Annotated in this window: 28 protein-coding genes; 17 read left to right on the forward strand and 11 right to left on the reverse strand. The window is 64.2% G+C overall.

The genetic code is table 11. From position 1 onward, the window contains the following. The first annotated feature begins 6 nt into the window (after positions 1-6). Entirely contained in the window at positions 7-2,079 is a 2,073-nt protein-coding gene (locus tag ITX31_RS13905; RefSeq protein WP_194783992.1) for an alpha/beta hydrolase family protein, read from the forward strand. A gap of 9 nt (positions 2,080-2,088) precedes the next feature. Here ITX31_RS13905 and ITX31_RS13910 read toward each other — a convergent pair whose 3' ends face one another. After that, positions 2,089-2,730: a peptide deformylase gene (locus tag ITX31_RS13910; RefSeq protein ID WP_194783993.1), complete on the reverse strand. Its 642-nt coding sequence runs from the start codon at positions 2,728-2,730 to the stop codon at positions 2,089-2,091. A 60-nt stretch (positions 2,731-2,790) separates the two neighbouring features. On the opposite strand from ITX31_RS13910, the gene ITX31_RS13915 reads away from it, so the two are divergent. Next, entirely contained in the window at positions 2,791-3,303 is a 513-nt protein-coding gene (locus tag ITX31_RS13915) for an SOUL family heme-binding protein (RefSeq protein WP_194783994.1), read from the forward strand. 51 nt (positions 3,304-3,354) lie between these two features. On the opposite strand, the gene ITX31_RS13920 is transcribed toward ITX31_RS13915, so the two are convergent. Next, positions 3,355-3,657: a DUF4193 domain-containing protein gene (locus tag ITX31_RS13920; RefSeq protein ID WP_194783995.1), complete on the reverse strand. Its 303-nt coding sequence runs from the start codon at positions 3,655-3,657 to the stop codon at positions 3,355-3,357. Positions 3,658-4,311: 654 nt separating this feature from the next. Between ITX31_RS13920 and ITX31_RS13925 the strand changes: the two genes are divergently transcribed. Continuing rightward, a complete protein-coding gene (locus ITX31_RS13925) occupies positions 4,312-4,956 on the forward strand; it encodes a DUF1349 domain-containing protein (RefSeq protein WP_323745692.1) in 645 nt (214 codons plus the stop codon). Positions 4,957-5,036: 80 nt separating this feature from the next. Further along, on the forward strand, positions 5,037-5,828 hold the full coding sequence (locus ITX31_RS13930; RefSeq protein WP_194783996.1) for an SDR family oxidoreductase: 792 nt from the start codon (positions 5,037-5,039) through the stop codon (positions 5,826-5,828). 67 nt (positions 5,829-5,895) lie between these two features. Here the strand turns inward: ITX31_RS13930 and ITX31_RS13935 are convergent, their stop codons facing one another. Continuing rightward, a complete protein-coding gene (locus tag ITX31_RS13935) occupies positions 5,896-6,951 on the reverse strand; it encodes an alpha/beta hydrolase (RefSeq protein ID WP_194783997.1) in 1,056 nt (351 codons plus the stop codon). Between the two features lie 269 nt (positions 6,952-7,220). Here ITX31_RS13935 and ITX31_RS13940 point away from each other — a divergent pair, with 269 nt between their 5' ends. The 4 genes from ITX31_RS13940 to ITX31_RS13955 all read left to right on the forward strand — a co-directional run bounded on the left by ITX31_RS13940 (position 7,221) and on the right by ITX31_RS13955 (position 10,035). Beyond that, positions 7,221-7,367, forward strand: coding sequence for a hypothetical protein (locus tag ITX31_RS13940; protein ID WP_194783998.1), 147 nt, complete (start codon positions 7,221-7,223; stop codon positions 7,365-7,367). A gap of 204 nt (positions 7,368-7,571) precedes the next feature. After that, entirely contained in the window at positions 7,572-8,990 is a 1,419-nt protein-coding gene (locus tag ITX31_RS13945) for a glycosyltransferase family 2 protein (RefSeq protein ID WP_194783999.1), read from the forward strand. Then, on the forward strand, positions 8,987-9,595 hold the full coding sequence (locus tag ITX31_RS13950) for a hypothetical protein (protein WP_194784000.1): 609 nt from the start codon (positions 8,987-8,989) through the stop codon (positions 9,593-9,595). Before ITX31_RS13945 ends, ITX31_RS13950 begins: the two co-directional genes overlap by 4 nt. Before the next feature lie 92 nt (positions 9,596-9,687). Further along, on the forward strand, positions 9,688-10,035 hold the full coding sequence (locus ITX31_RS13955) for a UBP-type zinc finger domain-containing protein (RefSeq protein ID WP_194784001.1): 348 nt from the start codon (positions 9,688-9,690) through the stop codon (positions 10,033-10,035). Here the strand turns inward: ITX31_RS13955 and ITX31_RS13960 are convergent. Further along, complete coding sequence (locus ITX31_RS13960; RefSeq protein ID WP_194784002.1) at positions 10,032-11,069, reverse strand: lysylphosphatidylglycerol synthase transmembrane domain-containing protein; 1,038 nt, start codon at positions 11,067-11,069, stop codon at positions 10,032-10,034. The two genes, ITX31_RS13955 and ITX31_RS13960, sit on opposite strands and share 4 nt — an antisense overlap. A 196-nt stretch (positions 11,070-11,265) precedes the next feature. On the opposite strand from ITX31_RS13960, the gene ITX31_RS13965 reads away from it, so the two are divergent. The 5 genes from ITX31_RS13965 to ITX31_RS13985 are packed head-to-tail and all read left to right on the forward strand — an operon-like array spanning position 11,266 to position 14,453. Then, the gene (locus ITX31_RS13965) at positions 11,266-12,411 is read left to right on the forward strand and encodes an ABC transporter permease (protein WP_194784003.1); all 1,146 of its coding nucleotides are present in this window, start codon (positions 11,266-11,268) and stop codon (positions 12,409-12,411) included. Beyond that, a complete protein-coding gene (locus ITX31_RS13970) occupies positions 12,408-13,109 on the forward strand; it encodes an ABC transporter ATP-binding protein (protein WP_194784004.1) in 702 nt (233 codons plus the stop codon). The genes ITX31_RS13965 and ITX31_RS13970 overlap by 4 nt, the downstream gene beginning before the upstream one ends. A 24-nt stretch (positions 13,110-13,133) precedes the next feature. Next, positions 13,134-13,736 carry a TetR/AcrR family transcriptional regulator gene (locus ITX31_RS13975; RefSeq protein ID WP_194784005.1) on the forward strand — a complete coding sequence of 201 codons (603 nt, stop codon included), beginning with the start codon at positions 13,134-13,136 and terminating at the stop codon, positions 13,734-13,736. Continuing rightward, a complete protein-coding gene (locus tag ITX31_RS13980) occupies positions 13,733-14,137 on the forward strand; it encodes a DUF3054 domain-containing protein (RefSeq protein WP_194784006.1) in 405 nt (134 codons plus the stop codon). The genes ITX31_RS13975 and ITX31_RS13980 overlap by 4 nt, the downstream gene beginning before the upstream one ends. Positions 14,138-14,171: 34 nt before the next feature. Continuing rightward, a complete protein-coding gene (locus tag ITX31_RS13985; RefSeq protein ID WP_194784007.1) occupies positions 14,172-14,453 on the forward strand; it encodes an Lrp/AsnC family transcriptional regulator in 282 nt (93 codons plus the stop codon). A 169-nt stretch (positions 14,454-14,622) separates the two neighbouring features. Here the strand turns inward: ITX31_RS13985 and trpD are convergent, their stop codons facing one another. Continuing rightward, a complete protein-coding gene (gene trpD, locus ITX31_RS13990) occupies positions 14,623-15,663 on the reverse strand; it encodes an anthranilate phosphoribosyltransferase (RefSeq protein ID WP_194784320.1) in 1,041 nt (346 codons plus the stop codon). Between the two features lie 165 nt (positions 15,664-15,828). Here trpD and ITX31_RS13995 point away from each other — a divergent pair, with 165 nt between their 5' ends. The 4 genes from ITX31_RS13995 (at position 15,829) to ITX31_RS14010 (ending at position 20,137) form a co-directional block, all read left to right on the forward strand. Next, positions 15,829-16,467, forward strand: a complete 639-nt coding sequence (locus tag ITX31_RS13995; protein WP_091604736.1) for a cytochrome c oxidase subunit 3 — start codon at positions 15,829-15,831, stop codon at positions 16,465-16,467. Positions 16,468-16,543: 76 nt separating this feature from the next. Continuing rightward, entirely contained in the window at positions 16,544-17,329 is a 786-nt protein-coding gene (locus tag ITX31_RS14000) for a c-type cytochrome (RefSeq protein WP_194784008.1), read from the forward strand. A gap of 85 nt (positions 17,330-17,414) precedes the next feature. Continuing rightward, positions 17,415-18,440 carry a ubiquinol-cytochrome c reductase iron-sulfur subunit gene (locus ITX31_RS14005; RefSeq protein WP_194784009.1) on the forward strand — a complete coding sequence of 342 codons (1,026 nt, stop codon included), beginning with the start codon at positions 17,415-17,417 and terminating at the stop codon, positions 18,438-18,440. 2 nt (positions 18,441-18,442) lie between these two features. Next, the gene (locus tag ITX31_RS14010) at positions 18,443-20,137 is read left to right on the forward strand and encodes a cytochrome b (RefSeq protein ID WP_194784010.1); all 1,695 of its coding nucleotides are present in this window, start codon (positions 18,443-18,445) and stop codon (positions 20,135-20,137) included. Positions 20,138-20,233: 96 nt separating this feature from the next. Here ITX31_RS14010 and ITX31_RS14015 read toward each other — a convergent pair whose 3' ends face one another. The 6 genes from ITX31_RS14015 to ITX31_RS14040 form a co-directional block, all read right to left on the reverse strand. Further along, the gene (locus tag ITX31_RS14015) at positions 20,234-20,791 is read right to left on the reverse strand and encodes a hypothetical protein (RefSeq protein ID WP_194784011.1); all 558 of its coding nucleotides are present in this window, start codon (positions 20,789-20,791) and stop codon (positions 20,234-20,236) included. A 23-nt stretch (positions 20,792-20,814) separates the two neighbouring features. Then, complete coding sequence (locus tag ITX31_RS14020) at positions 20,815-21,597, reverse strand: GntR family transcriptional regulator (RefSeq protein WP_194784321.1); 783 nt, start codon at positions 21,595-21,597, stop codon at positions 20,815-20,817. A 236-nt stretch (positions 21,598-21,833) separates the two neighbouring features. Then, a complete protein-coding gene (locus ITX31_RS14025; RefSeq protein ID WP_194784012.1) occupies positions 21,834-22,235 on the reverse strand; it encodes a cytochrome c oxidase subunit 4 in 402 nt (133 codons plus the stop codon). Next, positions 22,232-23,959, reverse strand: coding sequence for a cytochrome c oxidase subunit I (ctaD, locus tag ITX31_RS14030; RefSeq protein ID WP_194784013.1), 1,728 nt, complete (start codon positions 23,957-23,959; stop codon positions 22,232-22,234). Before ctaD ends, ITX31_RS14025 begins: the two co-directional genes overlap by 4 nt. A gap of 18 nt (positions 23,960-23,977) precedes the next feature. Then, entirely contained in the window at positions 23,978-24,823 is an 846-nt protein-coding gene (gene coxB, locus ITX31_RS14035) for a cytochrome c oxidase subunit II (protein WP_194784014.1), read from the reverse strand. Between the two features lie 184 nt (positions 24,824-25,007). Continuing rightward, positions 25,008-25,397 carry a HesB/IscA family protein gene (locus ITX31_RS14040; protein WP_055241041.1) on the reverse strand — a complete coding sequence of 130 codons (390 nt, stop codon included), beginning with the start codon at positions 25,395-25,397 and terminating at the stop codon, positions 25,008-25,010. Between the last annotated feature and the right edge of the window lie 76 nt (positions 25,398-25,473).

The following is a 25,473-nucleotide window of genomic DNA, read 5'->3' on the forward strand; positions in this document are numbered from 1 at the left end:
GGTTCCATGAAACCCAGTGATTTGGATCTCCTCAACTCCGTCTCCGAACCCTCACTCAGCCCCGACGGCACCCGGGCCGTGGTCTCCGTCCAGCGGCCGGACTTCGCGGCCGACTCCTACGTGGGCCAGCTGTGGAGCGTCGGCCTGGACGGATCTGCTCCGCGCCGCCTGACCCGCGGGTTCAGCGACTCCGCACCCCGGTTCTCCCCGGACGGATCGGTGATCGTCTTCCTGCGCTCGGCGCCGGGCGGGCGGCCGCAGCTGTACGCGGTTCCCGCTGGGGGCGGGGAACCGGTCCAGCTCACCGACAGGCATCTGGGCGTGTCCTGGTTCCGTTTCTCGCCGGATTCTGCGCAGCTTGTCTTCTCCTCACGCGTTCCCGAACAGGGAAGGTACGGAACACTGGACGGTGTCCCGGCCGGTGCAGAGGATCCCCGCCTGATCACCACCTTGAACTACCGGATGAACGGTGCCGGGTACACCCGGGACAAGTTTGTCCAGGCATTCGTCCTGACGCTGCCCGATCTTGGTGCCGAACCGTTCGTCGCGCCTGTGGGCCGCGCGGCAGGGCATGCTCCGGAAGGGGAGCAGGCGCCCGCGGGCCTTCCGGAGGCGGTCCAGCTGACCAGCTGGGATGCCGACGTCCAGAATCCGGTCTTCAGCGCCAACGGCGCCTCGGTCCTGTTCACCGCGGCCCTTCACGAGCAGGCAGATACAGACCTGGTGACAGACGTCTACGAGCTGCGTGCCGACGGCACGGGGGAGCCGCGGCGGCTGACGAACCTCGCCGGCGCCCGGCTGACCGTGTCCCACCCGCTGCAAAGCAGCGACGGCAACTGGCTGTACTACCTGGGCCAGGACGTTTCCGGCTCCGGACTCGATTTCGTTGCGCGCAACACCGCACTGTATGCGGCACCAATGGCGGATCCGGCAGCTGCGGTGCGGCTGACGGACCCTGAGGGCATGGATCTTGCCGGCGGTGGAATCGTCGCTGCGGGCGGAGACCGGGTGCTGGTCTTCAACCTCAGCCGCGGCGCCTGCGAACTGCTGCGGGCAGACCGCAGCGGAGCACTCAGCACGCTGGTGTCCGGTCCGCGCGTGGTGACCGGTGCTGCCGAGGCTGCCGGCGCCGTCGTGGTCACCTTCACCGACCAGCAGACCAGCGGAGACGCCGCACTGGTGGATCCTTCAGTGCCGGGCGGACTGCGGGTCCTGACGGACTTTTCTGCCGGTTTCCGGCGAACGGCGGGCCTGCTGCCGCTGCGGGAGGAGACCCATCCGTCCGCGGATGGATACCCGGTGCACGGCTGGGTTGTCCTCCCGGAGGGCGAAGGCCCGCATCCGGTGCTGCTGAACATCCACGGCGGACCCTTCTCGCAGTACGGCTGGGGCCTCTTCGACGAGGCTCAGGCCTACGCGGCGGCCGGCTATGCAGTGCTGATGTGCAATCCGCGTGGTTCATCCGGATACGGCCAGGAACACGGGCGCGCCATCAAGGAAGCCATGGGAACACTCGACCTCCAGGATGTGCTCGGATTCCTCGAAGGCGTCCTTGCCTCGCATCCGGAGCTCGACGGCGCCCGGCTGGGGGTGATGGGAGGTTCCTACGGCGGTTACCTGACCGCCTGGACCATTTCCCAGGACCACCGGTTCACCGCTGCAGTGGTTGAACGGGGTTTCCTGGACCCGCTGTCCTTTGTCGGCTCCGCTGATATCGGCTGGTTCTTCTCCGAGGCGTACACGGGCTCTGATCCGGCCAAGGTCGCTGCGCAGAGTCCGTTTGCCCAGGTGGACAAGGTCCGCACGCCGGCGTTTATCCTGCATTCCGAAGAGGACCTGCGCTGCCCGGTTGAGCAGGCCCAGCGGTACTACACGGCCTTGAAACTGCGGGGCGTACCGACGGAGCTGCTGCTCTTCCCCGGGGAAAACCATGAGCTCTCCCGGGCCGGCACGCCCTGGCACCGCCGCCAGCGCTTTGAGCACATCCTGAACTGGTGGGCCAAGTGGCTGCCGACGCCGGCCAATCCAGCACCGGAAACATCTGCCCGGGACAAAGAGGCCGCCCCCGCAGGCGTCTAGCCGGACTTCCTAGAATCCCAGCCCGCGCCGGGCCTCTCCGAGGTCAGGGGAGGCCCAGCGCGGGAACTCGGCGTTCGAGCTCAGCGACCTGGTGATGGCCTTATCCACATAGACGGTCCCGTTCAGGTGGTCTGTTTCGTGCTGCACAATCCGCGCCGGCCAGCCGGTGAAGGTGCGGCGCTGGGACGTGCCGTGCTCGTCGTCGTAATCCAGGCGGACCGAGCGGTGCCGCTCCACCACCGCCTGGTAGCCCTCGAAGGAGAGGCAGCCCTCGTAGAACGCAGCTGTTTCGCCGTCCAGGGCCTCGTAGCGCGGGTTGATGATGGTGAAGAATTCGAGCGGGGTGCGTTCGCGCACTTCGGCTGTCTCCGGGTCAGGGGCGTAGGCGTCTTCCAGCACTGCGATGCGCAGCGGGATGCCTATCTGCGGCGCGGCCAGGCCAACCCCGGGGGCATGGTGCATAACCCGGCGCATCAGTTCGATGAGCGCCTGGAGTTCGTCGCGGTGCAGCTGACCGGTGTAGGGCACGGCAGACTGCCTCAATACCGGGTGGCCCAGCTGGACGATGGGAACCAGGTCCAGTTCCAGCAGGGGAAGGACAAGGGAGCGGATGTCCGCGGAGGAGTCCGCGGCGCCGGGTTCGTAGATCACGCCTCCATCCTAGTCAGCACCCGTTTCCCTGGGCGTGCCGCAGGTCTAGAATGGCTGGCCATGACGGCCGAACAGACGTATCAGCTGATCAGTTCTTATCCGGACTTTGAACTTCGGGACTATGCAGGCTGCGTGATGGCAAGAGTGAACGTCAGCGGTCCGTTTGAAGCCGCGGGAAACAACGCGTTCCGGCCGCTTTTCAGGTACATCAGCGGTACGGGCCAGGCTATGACGGCTCCGGTGCTGCTGCAGCCCGGCCAGGTTCCCGGCACTTTCGATGTCTCGTTCGTCCTGCCGCCCGGAACCCGGCTGGACTCGGCACCCGTGCCAGAGGTGCCGGGGGTAGCCTTGCTGGAGGTTCCGCAGGCGCTGCAGGCCGCCTCCTCCTATTCCGGAAGATGGACGCAGTCGAGCTACGAAACCCACGCCACAGCGCTGGAGGTCGCCGTCCGCCAAGCCGGATTCGAACCCGCGGGATCGCCCGCCTTTGCGCGCTACGATCCGCCGTATAAGCCATGGTTCATGCGGCGGAACGAGGTTGTACTGCCGGTAGTGCATACGAACAGGGCCTGAAGCATCGCTGCCCCAGGCCCTGTTCGGTCGATTTGCTGCGGGGGAGAGCTGTTAGCCCTCGCAGTCCACGCAGTACTTTTCGCCGTTCTTCTCCAGCGCAATCTGGGAACGGTGGCGGACCAGGAAGCAGGACATGCAGGTGAACTCGTCAGCCTGTGCCGGAACAACCTTGATCAGCAGTTCTTCACCGGAAAGGTCCGCACCCGGAAGGTCGAACCCGTCGATGGCGTCGGATTCCTCGACGTCGATAACCGCCGTCATCGCTCCGCCGCGCTGCTGGGCCTTCAGCCCCTCCAAAGAGTCCGTGGGCTGGTCTTCTTCCTTGACGCGCGGTGCATCGTAATCGGTAGCCATGTGTAGTGCTTATCTCCTGAATTTGTGGGGGGTTCGAGCGTAGATCATATAGGCGAAGCCGCATAACACACCAAACGGCTTCTGAATAGGTCCTTCTGTGGCTAAACCGCGGAGCACTGCAGATCCCTGACGGCTGCCCGGCGCTGGCCCGGAAACTTCCCGTACTGCAGTCTGCCGGCCGTAGGGGCGGCCGGATACCCGGACGTTCCGCGCATTCTCAGCCTTCCTGCAGGTCAACGCCCGGTACAACGCCACGCCCTGCGCAAATGTTCCCTGAGCGGGAAGGGCGCATTATGTAAAGCTGTACCGCAAGGGCGGACAGCTCTCGGGGGAGATTATGTCAACCCAAAACCGGCCTGGCGTGCGCCCGGAACATGAGCAAGAACACGTGAGGTACCTTTCCCAAGAATGGCTCCCGCGCTGCACCCCCGCGGACCAGCAGCTTTGCGCACCGGCCGAACTGTGCACGGAAAGCGGGCCTCGGCCGGGCTTCGCAGAGTGGATATGAGTGGCGGCGGAAGCTTGGTACAAAACGGCAAAGGGGGGACCTCCCCGGGATGTTGTCCCTGAGCCGATAATCTACATTATGTCAACTAGCGGTTCGAGAACGGTCCCCCCGGTGAAGCTTCGGGGTATATTGCGGAGAGCCACACGGTGCCGGAGACCAGCGGCGCGGACGGCCACCATGAGCAGCCAAACCCCGGGGGAATCATGAATCAGGAACGCACGCTGGACTGGAACGCCGGGAGCTGGACGAACCGACCCGCAGGTACCCGTCAGGTGGGCGCGAACCTGCAGGTTACGGCGTCCGAGGGCAGCGACGCCTGGCGTGAAACCGCGTACGGCTTCACGTTTGCGTCGGAGAACGCCCTGCTCGCGCCGTTTCCTCCGGATTCAGCCATGGAGGTCGAGTTCACTGCCCAGGCCTTCGAGCAGTTCGACCAGGCTGGAATCTTCCTTCGCGCGGCAACGGATTCATGGGTCAAGGCCGGCATCGAGTTCGCGGACGGACGCCTGCAGGCAGGTGCAGTCGTCACTGCCCCCAAATCGGACTGGTCTTCCTCGCCGCACCACGAGTGGCTGGGCAAACGGACCGTGGTGCGTGCCAGCTGGAAAGGTGATGCCCTCACCATCCGCGCCGGCCTGGCAGGCAACCCGTTGGAGCTGCTGCGCGTGGCGCCCTTCTCCCCCGCCGGCCCCGTCAGCGCGGGACCGTATGTGGCTTCACCCTCCTCGGCCCGCTTCGAAGCGGTGTTCCACTCCTGGCGGGTCACTGCCGCGGACGCCTCGCTGCACTGACTGCCCCGGTTCGCATCCCCGGCAGCCCGCCTCGGCGCAAGGCCCACATACCACATCCGGAGCGGGAGTAATCTCGAAGTATGACTACGCGTACTTATATCGTCACAGGATCCGCCTCCGGCATTGGTGCAGCGACAGCACAGCTGCTCAAGGAACGGGGCAACACCGTCATCGGTGTTGACCTGCGCAATGCCGAGGTGGAAGCGGACCTCAGCACCCCTGAAGGACGCCAGGCTGCTGCCGACCGCGCAGTTGAACTGGCAGGCGGCACTGTAGACGCTGTCATTGCGTGCGCCGGCATATCCGCACCGGTTCCGCTCACGGTCTCCGTGAACTTCTTCGGAGTCACTGAGTTCCTGAACCGGCTCGCCCCGGTACTGGCACGCAGCGAGGCCCCCCGTGCCGTCGTCGTCAGCTCCATGGCGTCGCTGCAGCCGAACTCCCCCGAGCTGGTCGAGGCCATGCTCGCCGGGGACGAACCCCTTGCCCGCCAGATAGGACAGAAGCTCGCCGACCAGGGCCCGCAGATCGGGTACCTGAACTACCCGTCTTCCAAACGCGCCCTCAGCCGGTGGGTCCGCCGCGCATCCATCAGCGAGCTCTACGCGGGCAACGGCATCCCGCTGAATGCCGTCGCTCCGGGTACCGTCCTGACCGCTATGACCAAGGAACTCCTGGCCACCCCCGAAGGCGTCCAGATGGTCGACGAGAACGTTCCGATGCCGCTGAACGGCCACTCCGAGCCGGTTGTCATCGCCCGGATCCTGGCCTGGCTTGCCAGCGAGGAGAACTCACATCTGGCCGGCCAGACCATCTACTGCGACGGCGGCGCTGACGCCTCCCTGCGCGGGGACGACATCTGGCAGTCCTAGCCCACAGCGCAGTGCCGGCCCGCTCCTCTGCCGGAGCGGGCCGGCACTCTCCTGCGGCTTGATGAGGCTAGGCCGTGGCCTGGAAGTCCGAGCGCACCGGCACCGATCCTGACCCGGTTACCGCGTCCAGGAAGTTCAGGGTGTCCGCCAGGACCATCCGGGCGTCCTTGAGCTGCAGCTTGAACTGGAACTCGTGCCCCAGCGCGGGCTTGTGCTTCTTCGGCCAGAACCGCTGGACAACCGGCACGCCGAGTTCCTCCAGCCGGTCCGCCAGCGGCCTGGACTGCTGGTCGGTGAGGTAATCGGCATTGCCGCCGGAAATGAACGTCGGCGGGAAGTTCTCTCCCACATGCTCAAGGATGGACATGTGTTCAGCAGCCGGGGTGGAGGCCCAGTCCTTGGACCCGGTGTAGGCCCAGAGCGCCGTGCGGAATCCCCAGCCCAGCGGTCCCGTCAGCTTGGCCATGGTCTTGAGGTCATAGACACCGCAGAAAAGAAGTGTTCCGCGCAGGTCTTCCGGTGCGGCCGCCGGGGTCACACCCATGCCGGCAGCGTACCGGGGGTCGGTAATGATCAGCGCCAGCTGGGCAGCCAGCTGCGCTCCGGCCGAATCACCGGCGAGGATGATCCGGTGCGGGTCGATGCCGTACTCCCCCGCATGTTCCCGGAGGTACCCCAGGGCATGGTTCAGCTCTGTCACAGCCTGCGGATAACTGGCCTCGGGCGAGATCGAGTACCCGACGCCTGCCACCGCATAACCGTGCCCGGCCAGGATTTCCAGATACGGAGCGACATTCTCCTTGGACCCGGAGATCCAGGCGCCGCCATGCACCCACACCACTACTGGATGCGGGCCGTCCCCGGAGTCGGTTGGCAGGAATACGTCCATGGACTGGCGTGCCGATTTTTTCAGGTAGGGCAGGGAACGGTGGGACCGGACGCCCCCGGATGGTACGTGTTTACGCAGTGTGCGCAGCTGCACCTTTCCCCCGCTGGAGAACACACCTCGGATAAGGAGGGCCGAAGGTCTTGGATCTTTGTGGATGGCAGTTGCGGCCAGTGTTCCGGCTGCGGCTACGGCTGAAGCCATGAACCCTGCTGCCGCCAGGGGCAGAATCTTCATTTTTTTAGGATAGGACTCGTCCCTGAGAGGTTACCGGCTAAGCCCCGCGGCGTCCCGGGCTCTCCAAGGAGCCGCCGTGCGCAGATTCACGCCCTTCTGTGCAGCGGCAGACACCCCTCCGCACCTGCGCGGCACGCCGGGTTAGCCTCCCCACACCGGCGGGCAGTGAATATCACCGCCCGCGGGCTGGCTTCGCGGCGCTGGAAAGAAGCAGACTAAAACTACTCACGGCACGTTGTAGATCCGGCCGGACGAAAGGACAAACCACCATGCGCAAGATCAACGCCCGCCGCAACTGGCTGATGCACCAGGTGCCGGGCGGAGTGCTGGGACGAACTGCCCGGCTCACCAAACCCGTACAGGGCACCCTGCTGGGACTGCTGGCCGCAGCGGCAGTCCTGGCGCAGCTGCTTTGACCCCACGCAGCCGTCCTCCGTCCCCGTAAGAGAGCCGCCTGAACCGGCTCCCCCGGCCCTGGCCGCCCAAGCTGCGGTGCAGGAAAACTGGACTGGGTCCAAATTTGAGCAATTCCTGTGGGAAACTTTCGAATACTCGAGTACTTCCGCTGTAAAAATGGCGACTGCAAGCGGTGAGGCTACAGACGCCGGGAGGAAGGCTCCATGATCACGGACCGGGAAATACCCAACGCCGGCTACTTGAAAGTAGTCCAGCGGAAAACAGCAGAAAAACCGGCGGAACGGGCTTCCATCGCCTGCATCATTCCGGCCTACAACGAAGAAGACACCATAGTGGAGGTCCTCAACGCACTCCTGAAGCAGACCCGGCTTCCGGACGTGATCCACGTGGTCATCAACAACACGGACGATGAGACGTTCTACCTTGCCAGGGAGTTCGCCGGGCCCCACGAACACACCTACCAGGACCTCACCTTCCAGACTGAGGTTTTTGTCCACGACATCGGTGCCAACTCAGACAAGAAGGTCGGAGCGCTCAATTACGGCTTCAGCCAGGTCTGCAATGACTACGACTATTTCCTTGGGGTGGACGGGGACACCATCCTGGACAAACACGCCGTAGAACACCTAGAAAAGGAAATCCTCAGCGATCCCCGGGTCGGCGGCGTTTCGGCGATTTACACTGTCGCGGAGCCTAAAAAGGGGCTGATCGCCAAGTACCTCACAACAGGCCAGAGGGCGCAGTTTGCCGCCTTCAACATGGACAATCTGCTCCGGGGCCGCAACATGGCAGTCCTGGGCGGCCAGTGCTCCATTCTCTCGATGGAGGCTCTGAAGAATGTCATGGTGGACAACCGCCAGGCCACGCCGTGGGTCAAGGACTCTGAGGTTGAGGACTCGCTGCTCTCGCTGCAAATCAAGAGCGTTGGCTACGCCACCAAGATCTCCGCCCGCGCGCGGGCATCAGTGGGCGGGATGGAGACGCTGCGGGCCCTGGACGGCCAGCAGGTGAAGTGGAACTACGGCGCAATCGATCTGATGTGGCCGGGGCAGCGGAGCAATACACCGGGCCAGCCGCTGCACCCTAACCTGCGGCTGCGCTGGAGCGAAAACGTCTCCATGCTGTTCAACATCGTCACCCGGATGGGTTTCATCCTGCTGCTCACCGCAGCGCTCAGCATAGGTGCCTACGTGTTTTACTGGTTCTGGCTTATCCCGCCGCTGGTTGCCGTGATCCTTAATCTCCGCATCGCGCTGTCCATCAGGGACCGGAGCGCAAGGGACATTGCCTTCGCGCTGTTTGCCGTCCCCGCCGAGCTCTATCTCTGGCTGCGGATCGGACATTTCGTCCGGGCGTGGGCGAAGTTCTTTTCAAGGCAGCAGACCGACAACTGGGCCGCTCAGGCCCGGGCGGAGCGGGGCGCGGGCTACGGGTTCCTGATGCCCGCCCTCGTGGCCCTGGTCATCGTTGCCGGGCTAACGTTCGCGTGGCTCAACCTTCCCGGCGGACTGCAGTCCGCCGTACTGGCCATCGGGTGGCCGATCCTCTACATCACCACTCTTGTCCAGACCCTTTTCATGCTGCGCAAGGCACTGCGCCGGCACCGGGGATTCAAAGTATGACCGGCAGAAGCCGGCGGGAGTCCGGGGCACGCCGCCTCATTGGCATTGCGGCCGCCCTGGCCCTGCTGCCGGGGCTCCAGGCGTGTTCAGTCCCCGGTTTCCCCGGCAGCAGCGAAGGCCCGGAAAGCTCCGCTGCGTCCATGGTTCCGGGGCCCGCGGTTGACAACGACCTGGCTGACGGTTCAACCAGCCACCGTCTTGGGGCCGCCTCCCACACTCTTGTGCTGGACTACTGGACCAGTGAGGACCCGGCCGGCTGGACGCCTGAATCCTCTCCGATCATCAACGTCAGCGTGAAGATCGACGGCGCTCCGGGTCCGGGAGCCGTCCGGGTCACCCGCTTCAACGCCCGGGTGGATGCCATGGGCGTCGAACTCACGAACGACCAGGGCAGCTTCGCGCTGGAACCCCCGTATGCCTACACGTCCGGCTTTTCGCTCCCCGCCAACCCGTCTGCGACGAGCACTACGGTCCTGTTCACCATCGATCTGCTGACGGAAACAGAACCCGGCAGCGGGGTGTTCACCCGGCAGACGGTCCTGGACACACTCACAGTTGGCTATCCCGGCGGGGAGCCCGACGCCGGGGCCGCACCCAAAGGGTAGGCCGCCCGCCCATTTGCCGCCCGCCTTCTTCTGGGTGCCGCCGGAAACGGCTAGCGTGGTGGGACTCCCACAGTGCGCCAGAGGAGGCCGCCATGGAATCCGTACCGGGAATCAATCCCGCTGTTCCGCCCACGGGGCCCGGGTGCGTGGAGTGCACGGAGGCAGGAGGGTGGTGGTTCCACTTGAGGCGGTGCGCCGAGTGCGGCCACGTAGGCTGCTGCGACTCCTCTCCCGCGCAGCACGCCACCGCACATGAGAGGCTCACCGGACACCCAGTGATCCGCAGCTACGAACCGGGTGAGGACTGGTTCTACAGCTATACCGACGAGACGGTGTTCGAAGGCCCGGAACTGGCTCCGCCCCAGGCGCACCCGGTGTCGCAGCCTGCGCCGGGGCCCGCCGGGCGGGTCCCCGCAAACTGGATGGAACGGTTGCACTAACCGCCGGAGGGGCCCTGCCGGATACCGCTTCCCTGCGCAGGAGCCTTTCGCAGAACGCCGAGGCGAAGCGAGAGCCATGCCAGCCCGCCCACGGGAATGGGCAGCCAGAAGTTCAGGATCCGCCAGGACAGCACCGCCAGCACCGCGTCTGGGCTCGGGGTTCCAAAGCCCGCCAGGGTGGGAACCAGGACGCCTTCCACAAGTCCCACCCCGCCGGGTGTCAGCGGCGCCAGTGCTACGAGGTTCGCCAGGCAGTACGCAATGAGCAGCTCACCGGGCCCCAGCGTGTGCCCAAAGGCGGCAACGAAGGTCCACAGGCAGGCGGCATCGAACCCCCAATAGCAGACGGCCAGGACCAGTGCCAGGACCAGGCGCCTTGGATCCCTGCGGAACATCGCGGTTTCTGCCGCCATGGTCCGAACGAACCTTTCCGCCGATTCAGGTTTGATGATCCTCACCAGCCGGGCCGTCCTGCGGGCCACCCGCACCGCCGCACCCAAGTGCCGGTCCAGTACGGAGAGCACCGCCAGGCTCAGGCCCAGGAGCACCAGCACCATGACGCCGGCAGTGATGAAGTACCGGTTGACCCGCACCTCACCAAGAGCGGTGAGCACCCCTGCCCCGAACAGGACCCCGAGCAGAACGTTGGCCCCGACGACCTGGACCATTGCTGCGCTCAGGGCGTTCTGCGGCCGCACACCCGATCGGGTCAGCAGGCCGTACCGCAGCGCGGCGGAAGTTGTCCCGCCGCCCGGCACAATATGGTTGACGGCCAGGTCGCTCAGGTCGATACGCAGCAGCGTAAAGAAGCCGGGTTTAACCGAGCCGGGGAGCACTACCGACGTCAGTGCGCTGTAGCAGCACAGCGAAAGCGCCTCCAGGGCTGCCGCCGCGAGCAGGACGACCGGCGGAAGGCGCTGCAGGGCATTGAGTACGTTTTCCGACCCCAGGATCTGCGGAAGCACTACATACTCGAACACCAGCAGCATCACAACGGCAACGGTGATCCACCGCACGGCCCTGGAATGCCGCACGCGGTGCCAGGCCTCCCGCGCTGTCGTCACCTTCCCAGCAGAGCAGAGGCATGCGGCCCGCCGATACCCGGGCGGGTGCTTCCGGGCAGGTTGGCCCGGCGCCCGTTTGGCGACGGGACATCATGGTGACATGATGTTGGTATGTTACTGACTAAGTGTCAGCAACGTACGTACCCAAACGATCAAGGGGTTTTCAATGTTCCTAGCGCTGCGCGAACTGCGTTTCGCTCGGGCCCGGTTCGGCCTGATGGGCGGCGTCATCGCCCTCATTGCCGTACTGATGGTCCTTCTCTCCGGACTGTCGTCCGGACTTGTCAATGACGGCGTGTCCGGCCTCAAGGCCATGCCGGCGACGGCGATCGCCTTCAACGAGGGCACCAAGACCGACAATGCCTTCTCCCGCAGCGTCGTCGATCCCTCACAGGCCGAAGCCTGGCGCACCCAGGACGGTGTTGAGGATGTCACCATGCTGGGTTCAACTATCGTCAACGGCACCACCGGAAACGGCACGCAGGTTGACCTGTCTCTCTTCGGCATCGAACCGGATTCGTTCCTGGCCCCCGCCGTCGGCGCAGGACGCGAAGCCCGGGCCCCCAATGAGATGGTGGTCTCTTCGACCGCGGAAGAGGCAGGCATCGAACTCGGTTCGGTGGTCACGCTGGACCGGCTGGACGTCGAACTGACCGTTGTCGGGTTTACTGACGGCCAGGCAACCTTCGGCCATGTCGACATGGCCTACCTGCCGCTGGGAACCTGGCAGTACATCGCCAGCGGACAGTCCCAGCCGGGCGCACCGGCCGAGGCTGAAATTGCCGCGGTCGACTTCGACACCGCCAGCGCCCTCGCCGTCAAGGCCGAAGACGGCGCCGGGCTTGACTTCGCTGCGGGTGACGCCGCGGCAGGCACCGTCACCTCCACCCTCGAGGAATCCTTCGACGCGTCCCCGGGTTACACCGCCGAGACCATGACGCTCGAAATGATCCAGGTCTTCCTCTACGCCATCTGCGCCCTGGTTGTCGGCGCCTTCTTCACCGTGTGGACGATCCAGCGCAAGCACGAGCTGGCAGTACTCCGCGCCGTGGGCGCTTCGACCGGCTACCTGCTGCGCGACGGCCTCTTCCAGGCCGTAGTCATCCTGGCCCTGTCCACCGCGGCCGGCGTAGCAGCAGGCCTCGGCATGGGCGCATGGCTCTCTGGGAGCGCCATGCCGTTCGCCCTCGAAGCCGGTCCCATCTCAACCGCCACCGCGGTGACGATCCTGATGGGCGTCCTCGGTGCGGCGATCGCCATTGTCCGTATTTCCCGGGTTGATCCCCTGGCTGCCCTGGGAGGACAGCGATGAGCACACAAACCAGCACCTCCGGCACCAAGACCGCCACCCGCGGCCTGCGCATCGAGAGCGCCGGCATGGCCCTGGGTGACGGAGAAAGCACCGTCCAGGCACTGGACAACGTGTCCCTGGCCGTAGAACCGGGCGAACTCGTTGCCGTCGTTGGCCCTTCAGGCGCCGGCAAATCCTCCCTGCTGGCAGTCGCCGGTGCGCTCGCCACACCGGACACCGGACTGGTCAGTGTCAACGGCACCGACCTCGCCACCCTCAGCAAGTCCGCCGCGGCACGGTTCCGGCTGGAGAACATCGGGTTTGTGTTCCAGTCCGGCAACCTGATCCCGGCATTGACCGCCGCGGAACAGCTTGAGCTCATCCACCGGATGGCCAAGATGAAGGGGAAGTTCAACCCCAAGCTGCTCCTCGACGCCGTCGGCATGGGCCATAGGCAGCACAGCCGCCCCGACCAGCTCTCCGGCGGGGAACGCCAGCGCGTCGGCATCGCCCGTGCGCTGGTGACAAAGCCGTCGCTGCTGCTGGTCGATGAGCCCACCGCGGCACTGGACCGCAAGCGCAGCCAGGATGTCGTGGAGCTGCTCGCCCGGGAAACCCATGAGTTCGGGGTTGCTACTGTTATGGTTACCCACGACCACGACGTCCTCCACCACTGCGACCGCGTCGTAGAGATGGTCGACGGACGGCTCGCAAGCTAGACACTGCACGAACAGGAGGGCTCTTTGCCCCGCATTACCGCGCCGACGGTGGCCGAACACCGTGCCGCACAGCAAAGGGCCCTCCTGGATGCGGCAAGAACGCTCCTGGCCCGCACGGGCGAAGCACCCAGTATGGCCGAGGTGGCCGCCCTGGCCGGGCTCGCCAGGCCAAGCGCCTACCAGTACTACAAGTCCCGCACCGACCTGCTCAATGCACTCGTCATGGACGTCTTTCCGCGCTGGGCACGCCGCGTGGAAGAAGCCATGAACGCCCAGAAGGAGCCGGCAGACCGTATCCTCGCTTATGTGCTCACGAATATCGCCCTGGTGGATGAGGGCGAGCACGCCGTTGGCAGCGCCCTGGCATCCCTGGCGCCCAGCGAGGAACTCGACGCGCAGAGTGCCCGCATGCACCAGGCGATCCTGGACCCGCTGGTGGGGGCTTTGAAAGACCTCGGCACTGAAGACCCCATCAGCACTGCCGAACTCATCAATGCCATTGTGCACACCGGAACCCGCCTCCTTGAATCCGGCAAGGACCTGGAGCAGGTCGGACGCCTCGTCCGCGAACTCATCGGACCATTTATCCGCGAACACGGAGGCGTCACGGCAGGAGCCGGCCAGTGAACGGCCCAAACCGGCACTGGCCCGTCCAGCTGGCCGCCGACGTCGTACTCATTCTTGTCTTTGCGGCGCTGGGCCGGGACACCCACGCCCATGGAGTGGATCCCGCCGGCGTCCTTCTTACCGCGTCTCCCTTTGTGGCTGCCGCGCTGTCGGGCTGGGCCCTGCTCCGCCTCCGGCACCGCCCGGCCTCCCTCTGGCCGCACGGCATCCTCCTGTGGCTCATTACCGCCGGAGGCGGACTGGCCGTGCGCGCCCTGGCCGGCGCCGGCACAGCGTTCAGCTTCCAGCTGGTCACCTTCAGCGTGCTGGGCGCCTTCCTGCTCCTTCCGCGCCTTGCATCTTCCCTTGTCATGCGGAGGCGCACCCGCAACGATTCAACTAGGCTCATAGACAGCGCCTGACACCGGCGCCCAGCAGGAGAAGGAAAGGCAAGCCATGATCACCGCTTTCGTACTCATCCAGACCGACTCGGCCCGGATTCCGGAGTGCGCGGAGGAAATCTCCGAAATTGAAGGTATCAGCGAGGTCTACTCGGTCACCGGTGAGTGGGACCTGATTGCGATCGCCCGCGTCCGTCGCCACGAAGACCTGGCCGACGCCATTGCCAACCGTCTTTCCAAGGTCCCCGGTGTGATCGGGACCACCACGCAGATCGCCTTCCGGGCTTACTCGAAGCACGATCTTGACGCCGCGTTCTCCCTGGGCGTCGACGGGTAGTTAGGCCCGTAAAACACCGGATTTTACAGGGATCGCGGGCTATTTGGGCAAGGTTCGGGTAGCGAATTTCCCTCGTAAGCAGCGTCATTCAGCCACCTAAATACCGCACGAGGCGGACCATACGGTCCGCCTCCTGCGATTCTGCGAGGGCTCCAATTTCCGCCCGGAATTACCGGGTGGCCTGTACCCAGCGGTCAAGGGCCTTGCGGGCCTGCCCGCTGTCCACGGACTCCTCGGCCCGGCGCAGGCCCTGCCGCAGCCGGTCAGTCAGCGTTCCGTCAGCGGAGGAATCCAGCGCCACCAGCGCGGCAGCGGCATTCAGCAGCACGGCGTCCCGGACGGGCCCCCGCTCCCCCGCCAGCACGCCGAGGACGACGGCGGCATTCGCAGCGGCGTCTCCGCCCCGCAGATCGTCCAGGGTGGCCCTGGCTATCCCGAGATCCAGGGGATCCACCGTTGACCGCTCCACAGCCCCGTTCCGGACCTCCCAGACGGTTGAGCTGCCCGTCGTCGTCAGTTCATCCAGCCCGTCTCCGCCCCTGAACACCAGGGCACGGACGCCGCGGGCCGCCAGGACGCCGGCGATCAGCGGCGCGAGCCGCTCATCAGCCACGCCGATCGCCGAAGCAGAGGGACGTGAGGGGTTGGTCAGGGGACCCATGAAGTTAAACGCGGTGGCTACGCCCATATCCCTGCGGGCAACGGCTGCGTACCGCATGGATGGATGGAAGACCTGGGCAAAGCAGAAGGTGATGCCTGCATCCACGGCCGTCCGGGCAACCCGATCCACCGGCAGGTCCAGCCGTACGCCTAGGGCCTCAATGACGTCGGCGGACCCCGAGGAGGACGACGCAGCCCGGTTGCCGTGCTTGACCACCTTCGCTCCGGCGCCGGCACACACGAGCGCAGCCATCGTGGAGATGTTGACCGTGTTGTGCCGGTCACCGCCGGTTCCCACGATGTCCAGGGTCTCTCCGGGAATGTCGATGGGCCTGGCGTTGGCCAGCATGGCCTCCACCAGGCCGGTGAGTTCTTCGACACTCTCTCCCTTGGCGCGCAGGGCGACCAGGAAGCCCGCGATCTGGGCGTCGGATGCGTCGCCTGCCATGATCGTGTTCATCGCCCACCAGGTCTGCTCGGAACTCAGGTCCTGCCTCGCAATAAGCGCGGTAATAAGCGACGGCCAGGTGTGCTCGGAACTCGAAAACATACTCACAGGCTCTAGGTTATCTACGAATCGTAGAAAATGCTGATTTGTTTACGGACGGTAAGTTCCGCGCCGTTGCTGGGAAGTGGGCGGTTTGGGAACGAACGGGACGCGCCGTTCGTCTGGTTCTGTTGGTGAACTGGGCAGTTTTACGGCCATAATGTCTATGTGACAACAGCGACCCATGCCCCCAGTACCCCGGCTCACCCCACGCTGAACCGCCCCAATATGGTCTCCGTAGGGACCGTGGTGTGGCTCTCCAGCGAACTCATGTTCTTTGCTGCGCTCTTCGCGATGTACTTCACGCTCCGCTCCACCTCGGGCGAGATGTGGGAGATCGAGACGGCCAAGCTGAATGTGCCTTTCGCCTTCGTGAACACGGTGATTCTTGTTTCCAGCTCCTTCACCTGCCAGTTCGGCGTCTTCGCCGCTGAGCGGCTCCAGCCGCGCCGCACCGGCGGGCTCTTCCAGATTGCCCGTTGGGGAATGGTCGAGTGGTTCTACCTGACCTTCTTCCTCGGTGCCATCTTCGTTGCCGTCCAGGCTTTCGAGTACACGGAACTCGTGCACCACGGGATCTCGCTCTCCTCCAACGCCTACGGATCGTCGTTCTACATCACCACCGGCTTCCACGGCCTGCACGTGGCCGGCGGCCTGATCGCATTCCTGTTCATCATCGGACGTGCCTACGCCGCAAAGCGGTTCGGACACTTCGAGGCGACCTCCGCGATCGTGACGTCCTACTACTGGCACTTCGTCGACGTGGTCTGGATTGCCCTCTTCGTCATCATCTACTTCCTCAAGTAGTCCGTCAGGGCAGCACCACAGCAATGTTCAAAGTGGCACGAGTAACCAAAAGACCACACAAGTTAGGAACCACCAAGTGAAGGCACTATCGCAAAGGCGACGTCACCCCCTCGCAGCAGTAGTACTGCTGCTGCTGGGCCTCATCGTTACCGGCGGCATCTATGCAGCTGCTTCCGGAGCGAACGAAGCCCAGGCCGCCACTACCTACACTGCCGATGACGTGCAGCAGGGCGAGAAGCTCTTCATTGCGAACTGCGCCACCTGCCACGGCATGGAGGCCAGCGGAACCGAGAACGGCCCCTCCCTCGTAGGCGTAGGCGCAGCATCCGTCGACTTCCAGGTTGGCACCGGGCGCATGCCGATGGCCATGCAGGGCCCGCAGGCCCAGCAGAAGCCCCAGCAGTTCAACGAAGAACAGACCGCACAGATGGCCGCTTACGTAGCCTCGCTCGGGGCCGGTCCTTCCGTTCCGGAAGAGGAGTACATCGAGGCCAACGGCGACGCTGCCGCGGGCGGCGAGCTGTTCCGAGTCAACTGCGCCATGTGCCACAACGCTGCCGGCGCAGGAGGCGCCCTGACCCGCGGCAAGTTCGCTCCTGCCCTGGAGGGCGTCACCGAGAAGCACATCTACGAGGCCATGGTCACAGGCCCGCAGAACATGCCCGTCTTCTCCGACGCGAACCTCTCCCCCGAGGAGAAGCAGGACATCATCACCTTCCTGAAGAACATCGAAGCCAACGGTTCCCCGGGGGGAGCCGAGCTCGGTTCACTTGGTCCGGTCTCTGAAGGCCTGTTCATCTGGACAGCCGGCCTGGGCCTGATCATCGCTTTCACCATCTGGTTGACCTCCCGGTCATCCTAGTCACCGCCGCGCTCACCCCCCGGGGTGACATCACAGTTACACATAGGTCTACTAATGCAGTTTGAACAGAAGGATGAGGGGGATCATGGGCGACCATAGTCACGGCAGTCCGAACACCTCGGGCACCGTTGCTACGGCTGGCCAGGGCGAAGAAGGAGAATTCCAGAATCCTGGACTTCCCCCGCACCGCCCTCGCCTGGCCGACACGGATCCCCGGGCTGAGAAGCGGTCCGAGAAGCAGGTGGCGATCCTCTTCGCCATCTCCGTTCTCGGTACGCTCCTGTTTTTCTACGGGTATTTCTTTATCCGCCTGGATGAGAGCATCGGGACGCTCCGCATCCAGAACCTGTTCCTGGGCCTCGGCACCGCCTTCGCGATGCTCGGCATCGGCGTCGGTATCGTCCACTGGGCCAAAACGCTCATGCCGGACCACGAGGTCATCGAGGAACGCCACGAAATCCGTCCGGAAGAAGACCGCGTTGTCGCCGAGAAGATGATCGGCGACATCATCGAGGAAACCGGAATCAAGCGCCGCCCGCTGATCCGCAACACCCTGCTGGGTGCCATGGCACTGGCTCCGCTTCCCGCGATCGTCCTGTTCCGCGACCTGGGCCCGCTGCCCGGAGACGTCCTGCGCCACACCATGTGGGACAACGGCGTCCGCCTGACTAGGGACCCGAGCGGCACCCCGATCAAGGCCTCGGACGTCACGCTGGGCTCCGCGTTCCACGTGATTCCCGAAGGCTTGAACGACGCCGAGCACAAGCTCGAGGAAAAGGCCAAGGCTGTTGTCCTGCTCATGCGCCTGGATCCCTCCGAGCTGAACCCCTCCCCCGGACGCGAAGACTGGTCCGTGGACGGCATCGTTGCCTACTCCAAGATCTGCACCCACGTTGGCTGCCCGGTGGCACTGTACGAACAGCACACGCACCACCTGCTGTGCCCGTGCCACCAGTCCACCTTCGACCTGACCCAGGAATGCGCTGTCATCTTTGGTCCGGCCGTCCGTCCACTGCCGCAGCTGCCGATTGCTGTTGACGACGAGGGCTACCTCATTGCCACCAGCGACTTCACTGAACCCGTTGGACCGAGCTACTGGGAGCGTGGCTGATCATGAGTGCTACCTCTGTATCCGGCACCTACGAGCCGAAGACCAAGCTCGGGCGCATCACCAACTTCGTCGACTCCCGCGTGAGCGGCTCGATGATGGTCAAAGAGTTCGGCCGCAAGGTCTTTCCTGACCACTGGTCCTTCATGTTTGGTGAAGTGGCGCTCTACAGCTTCGTCATCCTGCTCCTCTCCGGAACGTTCCTGACCTTCTTCTTTGATCCGTCCATGGCGGAGACCCACTACGAAGGCAGCTACGTTCCGCTCAAGGGCGTGGAAATGTCCGTCGCCTACGCTTCGTCGCTGGATATCTCCTTCGACGTCCGCGGCGGTCTGTTCATGCGCCAGGTCCACCACTGGTCGGCCCTGCTGTTCGTTGCCTCTGTTTCGGTGCACATGCTGCGCGTGTTCTTTACCGGCGCGTTCCGCAAGCCCCGCGAACTGAACTGGGTTGTGGGCGGCGTGCTGCTCATCCTGGCCCTGGCTGCCGGCTTCACCGGCTACTCGCTCCCCGATGATCTGCTCTCCGGCAACGGCCTGCGCATCATCGACGGCGTCATCAAGGCTGTCCCGGTTGTTGGAACCTACATCAGCTTCTTCCTCTTCGGCGGCGAGTTCCCCGGCACCGCCGTGATTGGACGCCTGTACGTCCTGCACATCCTGCTGGTACCTGCCCTGATCCTGCTGATGATCGGCATCCACCTGTTCATGGTCGTCATCCACAAGCACACCCAGTGGCGCGGCCCGGGACGGACCAACAACAACGTTGTCGGTTTCCCGGTTGGTCCGGTCTACGCAGCGAAGGCCGGCGGGTTCTTCTTCATCGTCTTCGGTATCATCGCGTTCATCTCCGCCGTGTTCACCATCAACCCGATCTGGAACTACGGCCCGTACGACCCCTCCCCCGTGTCCGCAGGCACCCAGCCTGACTGGTACATCGGCTGGGTTGACGGTGCCCTGCGCCTGATGCCGGGCTGGCTGTTCGGCTTCCCCTTCGAATGGAACATTCCGTTCCCCTGGGGAGTGAACACGCTCTCCCTCAACGTCCTGCTGCCGGCCCTGGTGCCCGCAGGCATCGTCTTCACGCTGCTGTTCACCTGGCCGTGGATCGAAGCCTGGGTCACCAAGGACAAGCGGATCCACAACCTTCTGGACCGTCCGCGCAACGCTCCGACCCGCACCGGCATCGGTGTGGCCGGCGTCATCTTCTACTGTGTCATGTGGGCTGCTGCCAGCTCCGACCTCATCGCCACGCACTTCCTGGTGTCGCTGAACGATGTGACGTACTGGCTCCGCTTCCTGTTCTTCTTCGGACCGGTTATCGGATTCATCGTGGCCCGCCGCATCGCCCTGGCCCTCCAGCGCAAGGACCGCGAGATCGTTCTCCATGGCGTCGAGAGCGGACGCATCGTCCGTCTCCCGCACGGTGAGTACATCGAGGTCCACGAACCGCTGGACGAGTTCAAGCGCTACAAGCTGGTTGCGTTCGACTCCCCCGAGGTCACCCCGGCCCAGCCGGATGCCAAGGGCAGGATCAGCCGCAGCGAGAAGCGCCGCGGAGCGCTTTCCCGGTTCTTCTTCGAAGACCGCGTGGCTCCGGTGACTCCTGCCGAGCTTGAAGCCGCGCACCACCACGAGCCGCATGCCGAGGTTGAGGCAAGCGAAGTGGATGAGGCTCCGGCTTCAATCGAGAAGCACTAGCACGCCAAGACAAGAAGCCCCCGTCCTGAAGGACGGGGGCTTCTTCGCGTTCTTACGGCTTGGCTTTCCGCGGATCAGCGGGCCCCCAGGCGAGGCCTACAGCTCGAAGGGCACCTTCGACGGCAGCGGATACCGGCGCACGGGGTGGTCCAGATCCGAGAACGGTGCAGAACCAATACCCAGCTTGGTGAAGTCCAGCCGGGATTCCCTCAGGACCACCTGGATGCCTTTGACTGCCAGCTTTACGTCAGGGACGAGGCAGAGAATGTTGAGCTTGTACGGGCTGAAGCCGGTCTCTTCAACCGATCCGAGCCCCCGCCAGGAGAAGTAGGTGCCTATGGCAGTGGCAGCCTTGTGTTCAAGGTACCGGTCGCGCTCGGTCCCGTCCCTGGATTTGAGCGCGTATTGGGCTATGACCCAGTGCTGCTCCTCCTCCGGAATTTCGGCGTACCCCTCCCCAGCGGCGGACACGCCAAACTCCCGCATCAGCTCCTGAGCCTGGCCGGGTTCGATGCCTTCCTGCACGGAGACGGAACCTTCGTGTCCTACCCTGCCCTTGGTGGTCATGAGCGAGCGGTCCTCAGGCTCATAGACGACTTCCTTGAAAAGCATCCCGCGCGGCGGGTCCTGCCTGTACATCCTCAGGATCTCCATTCGGCGACCCCTCCGTTCTTGGTTCAGGTCGCCTGATGGCGTCCGGGGTGGTAGGTGCGCGGCGTACGGATTCCCGGCCGCTGGAGCGGCACCCAGAGCTTGTAGCGGTCGGCACGGTAGTAGGACACGGAATAGTCCACCATCGACCGGGAGACGTACGCGTGGCGCTGGATCTTGAGGAGCGGCGCGCCAAGGTCCACGTTCAGCAGCCTCGCTGTCGACGCAGTGGCTGCCGTGGCCTCGATGGTGTCCTCGCCCCACTCAATGACCATGCCGTACCGCTCACTGAGGACCCGGTACAGCGAGGTGGGGGGCTCTTCCTCCAACATGCCGGGAACGTGCCAGGCGGGGATGAAGTTTTCGTCCACGCTCATGGGTTCACCGTCGGCCAGCAGCTGCCGGCGGAACCGCACCACGGGCTGTCCGGGGTCGATCTGCAGTTCCCGGGCGACAAGGTGGGATGCAGGCACCTGTTCGAATGTCAGCACGCGCGCATCCGGCACCATGCCGCGGCGGTGCATTTCCTCGCTGTAGGAGGTTAGTTTGATCTGCAGGTCCATCTTGGGCCTGGCCACGAAGGTGCCGACGCCAACGACGCGTTCCAGCACCTCGTCCGCCACCAGGGCGTCAATGGCCTGGCGGACGGTCATCCGGGCAACCTTGAAGTGTTCGGACAGTTCCCGTTCCGAGGGCACAGCTGTTCCGGGAGGGGCATGCTGTTCGACGAACCGCCGCAGGATCTCTTCCAGCTGCCGGTGCTTCGGCACCCCGGCTGCCGAGTCGATTCCTTCCGGGAAGGATTTCAGGGCACGCCTGATCACGGCGCGGGGACCGTCAGGCCAGGCGATGCTTCGGACATGGGAGGGCGGGACCTTCCTTTGGGTGGAGTGCTTATCCAAGGATACCGGGACGGATGCCGGCTACGGACGTCCACTCCTGCAGGCAGGGCACTGTTCCGGTGCGGGTGCACGCAGAAACGGAGGGCCCGCAGTCTTACCTGCGGACCCTCCGGCCAACTGATCTTTAGTTGTGGCTGCTAAGCCTAGTGAGCGTGGTTACCGCGGCTGTATTCGTATACCCAGCCGATCAGCCCGACCACGGCCAGACCGGCGCTGATGTACAGCACCCACCAACCCACGGCGAGGCCAAGGAACGCTCCGGCGCAGGCGGTCGCCAGGACCAGCGGCCACCAGCTCCAGGGGCTGAAGAAGCCCTGTTCGCCGGATCCTTCGTGGATTTCAGCATCGAGCCGGTCTTCCGGGCGCATGCCGACGCGGCGGGCCGTGAACATCAGGTAGTACCCGATCATCAGGGACATGCCGGCGGTCAGGAACAGCGCCAGGAAGCCCACCGGCTCCATCCACTCAACGAGGTAACCGTAGACGACGCCAACCGCTGCGAAGAAGGGCGCCATCAGGAGGAAGAGCTTTGCCTCGATTTTCACTTGACGCTCTCCTTGCGGTCAGCCGAACCATAGACCTGGCCGGGTGCGGACTCGTTGGTGACGGTCTGCTGCAGTTCCGGGTGGTGCAGGTCCAGGGCCGGACGCTCCGAACGGATTCGGGGCAGCGACGTGAAGTTGTGGCGCGGCGGCGGGCAGGACGTAGCCCACTCCAGCGAGGCACCAAAGCCCCACGGGTCGTCAACTTCAACCTTCTTGCCGTGGCGCCAGGTGATGTACACGTTCCAGAAGAACGGAATCAGGGAGGCACCCAGGACGAAGGAGGCGATCGTGGAGAACTGGTTCATTGCGGTGAAGTTGTCCTCGACCAGGTAGTCCGCGTAGCGGCGCGGCATGCCGATGACGCCCAGCCAGTGCTGGATCATGAACGTGCCGTGGAAGCCCAGGAACAGCAGCCAGAAGTGGATCTTGCCGAGGCGTTCGTTGAGCATCTTGCCGGTCCACTTGGGCCACCAGAAGTAGAATCCTGCGAACATCGCGAACACCACTGTGCCGAAGACCACGTAGTGGAAGTGGGCAACCACGAAGTAGGTGTCCGAGACGTGGAAGTCCAGCGGCGGAGCCGAGAGGATGATGCCGGTCAGGCCACCGAAGAGGAAGGTGATCAGGAAGCCGATGCTCCAGAGCATCGGAGTCTCAAAGGTGATCGATCCGCGCCACATGGTGCCGATCCAGTTGAAGAACTTCACGCCGGTCGGTACCGCGATAAGCATGGTCATGAAAGCGAAGAACGGCAGCATGACGGCGCCGGTCACGTACATGTGGTGGGCCCACACGGTCACGGACAGGGCAGCAATGGCGATCGTTGCGTAGACCAGGCCCTTGTAGCCAAAGATCGGCTTGCGGCTGAAGACCGGGAAGATCTCCGACACGATGCCGAAGAACGGCAGGGCGATAATGTACACCTCGGGGTGGCCGAAGAACCAGAAGAGGTGCTGCCACAGGACTGCGCCGCCGTTTTCCGGATCGAAGATGTGCGCCCCGAATCGGCGGTCCGCACCAAGTGCGAACAGCGCAGCAGCCAGCGGCGGGAAGGCCATCAGGATCAGGATGGCGGTCACCAGCGTGTTCCAGGTGAAGATCGGCATCCGCCACATGGTCATGCCGGGGGCGCGCATGCAGATGATCGTGGTGATGAAGTTGACCGCACCGAGGATCGTGCCGAATCCGGAGAGGGCAAGGCCGAAGACCCAGAGGTCACCGCCAACGCCCGGCGAGAATGTCGTATTCGACAATGGCGCATAGGCGAACCAGCCAAAGGAAGCGGCGCCCTGCGGGGTGATGAACCCGGAGACCGCGATGGTGCTGCCAAAGAGGAAGAACCAGAAAGCCAGTGCGTTCAGCCGGGGGAAGGCGACGTCGGGTGCGCCGATCTGCAGCGGCATCATCACGTTCGCGAAGCCGGCGAAGAGCGGGGTGGCGAACATCAGCAGCATGACGGTGCCGTGCATGGTGAACAGCTGGTTGTACTGTTCCTTGGTCTGCAGGATCTGCATACCGGGTTCAAACAGCTCGGCACGGATGACCAGGGCCATCACGCCGCCGAGGCAGAAGAAAATGAATGACGCGATCAGGTACATGTACCCGATGGTCTTGTGGTCAGTGGAGGTGATCCAGTTGACGACGATGCGTCCCTTGGAGACCGGCACGACGCGCGGGGCGACCCGGGTGCCTGATTCCTCCGAAGTGTATTCCAGGGTAGTCATAGCTTTCCTCCTACCTCCTTACTTCGTCGGATTCAGGTTGGTGTTGCGGTCGTACTCTGCACCCAGCTGACCATCGTCCAGCGTGGCCAGGTAGGCGTTGTACTCGGCCTCGGAGACGACCTTCACGTTGAAGAGCATCTCGGAGTGGTACTCGCCGCAGAGTTCGGCACACTTGCCTTCGAAGGTGCCTTCCTGCTGCGGGGTGAGGGTGATGTAGTTGGTGCGGCCGGGAATCATGTCCCGCTTCTGCAGGAACGCGGGCACCCAGAAGGAGTGGATGACGTCGCGGGAGTTCAGCTGCAGTTCAACGGACTTGTTGACCGGCAGGTACAGGGTTGGGAACTCGTCCTGGGTCTTTTCCTCGCCGTCCAGGTTCACCTGGACGCCGCTGTAGTACTTGTCTTCCTTGACGTAGTTGAAGTCCCAGGCCCACTGCTTGCCGCGGACGTCCACAATGACGTCCGGATCGTCCACGCGGGCGTCGAGCGCCCGGATGTCGCGGTCGGTGAAGAAGAAGAGCACCAGGACCATGAACAGCGGGATGGCCGTGTAGAAGATTTCCAGCGGCAGGTTGTAGCTGAGCTGGCGGGGGTAGCCGGTCTCGTTCTTACGGCGACGGTAGGCGATGATGCACCACAGGATCAGTCCCCAGGTGAGGATACCTACGGCCAGCGCAGCAATCCATGAATTGACCCAGAGGTCCATGATGCGGCCGGTGTGGTTGGTCGTGTCCCGTTCCGTGGGCAGCCAGCCCTTTTGGACATCTGATGAACAACCCGATAAAAACAACGCGCCGGCCGACGTTACGGCTGAGATCTTTAAGATCCTGGCGCGTCGGCTGCTGGTTCGGTCCTGCGAACTCACAGACGGCCCTTCCTCTTGTTACGTGCAAGTGCGGCACAGCGGACAGAAAATCCCCCAGCTGCGCACGATCAGTTTTACTACTACGTGTAGAGCTTACCCCGGACGCGGTGCAGTCCAGTGACAGACCGCACCGCGTGCCGGGCAGAATACCCTCTGTTACGGCCCGCAAGCCGCGGTTTCAGGCCTAGTGGAAGGAGTCTCCACAGGCGCAGGAGCCGCCGGCATTGGGATTGTCGATGGTGAAACCCTGCTTGGAAATCGTGTCTTCGAAGTCAATCGAGGCTCCGGCGAGGTAGGGCACGCTCATCTTGTCGACGATCACCTCTACGCCGTCGAAGTCGCGCACGGCATCCCCGTCGAGCACCCGCTCGTCGAAGTAAAGCTGGTAGATCAGGCCCGAGCAGCCTCCGGGCTGAACGGCGACCCGCAGCCGCAGGTCGGTGCGGCCCTCCTGCTCAAGGAGGGAGCGGACTTTGCCGGCAGCTACCTCGGAGAGCATCACGTCATGCGTGGGCAGTTCTTCGGCGGCTTCGGTTCCAACCAGGCCAGCGTTCTCACTCGTGGAAGTGCTCATTGCTTCTCTCTTTCCGTCCGGGCGGCCGGACCCCTCAGCAGCTTGCCGCTGGGCGGTCCGGTGCCAGTTCACTCAA

Source organism: Arthrobacter gandavensis, from assembly GCF_015355785.1.
GTDB classification, from domain to species: Bacteria; Actinomycetota; Actinomycetes; order Actinomycetales; family Micrococcaceae; genus Arthrobacter_B; species Arthrobacter_B gandavensis_A.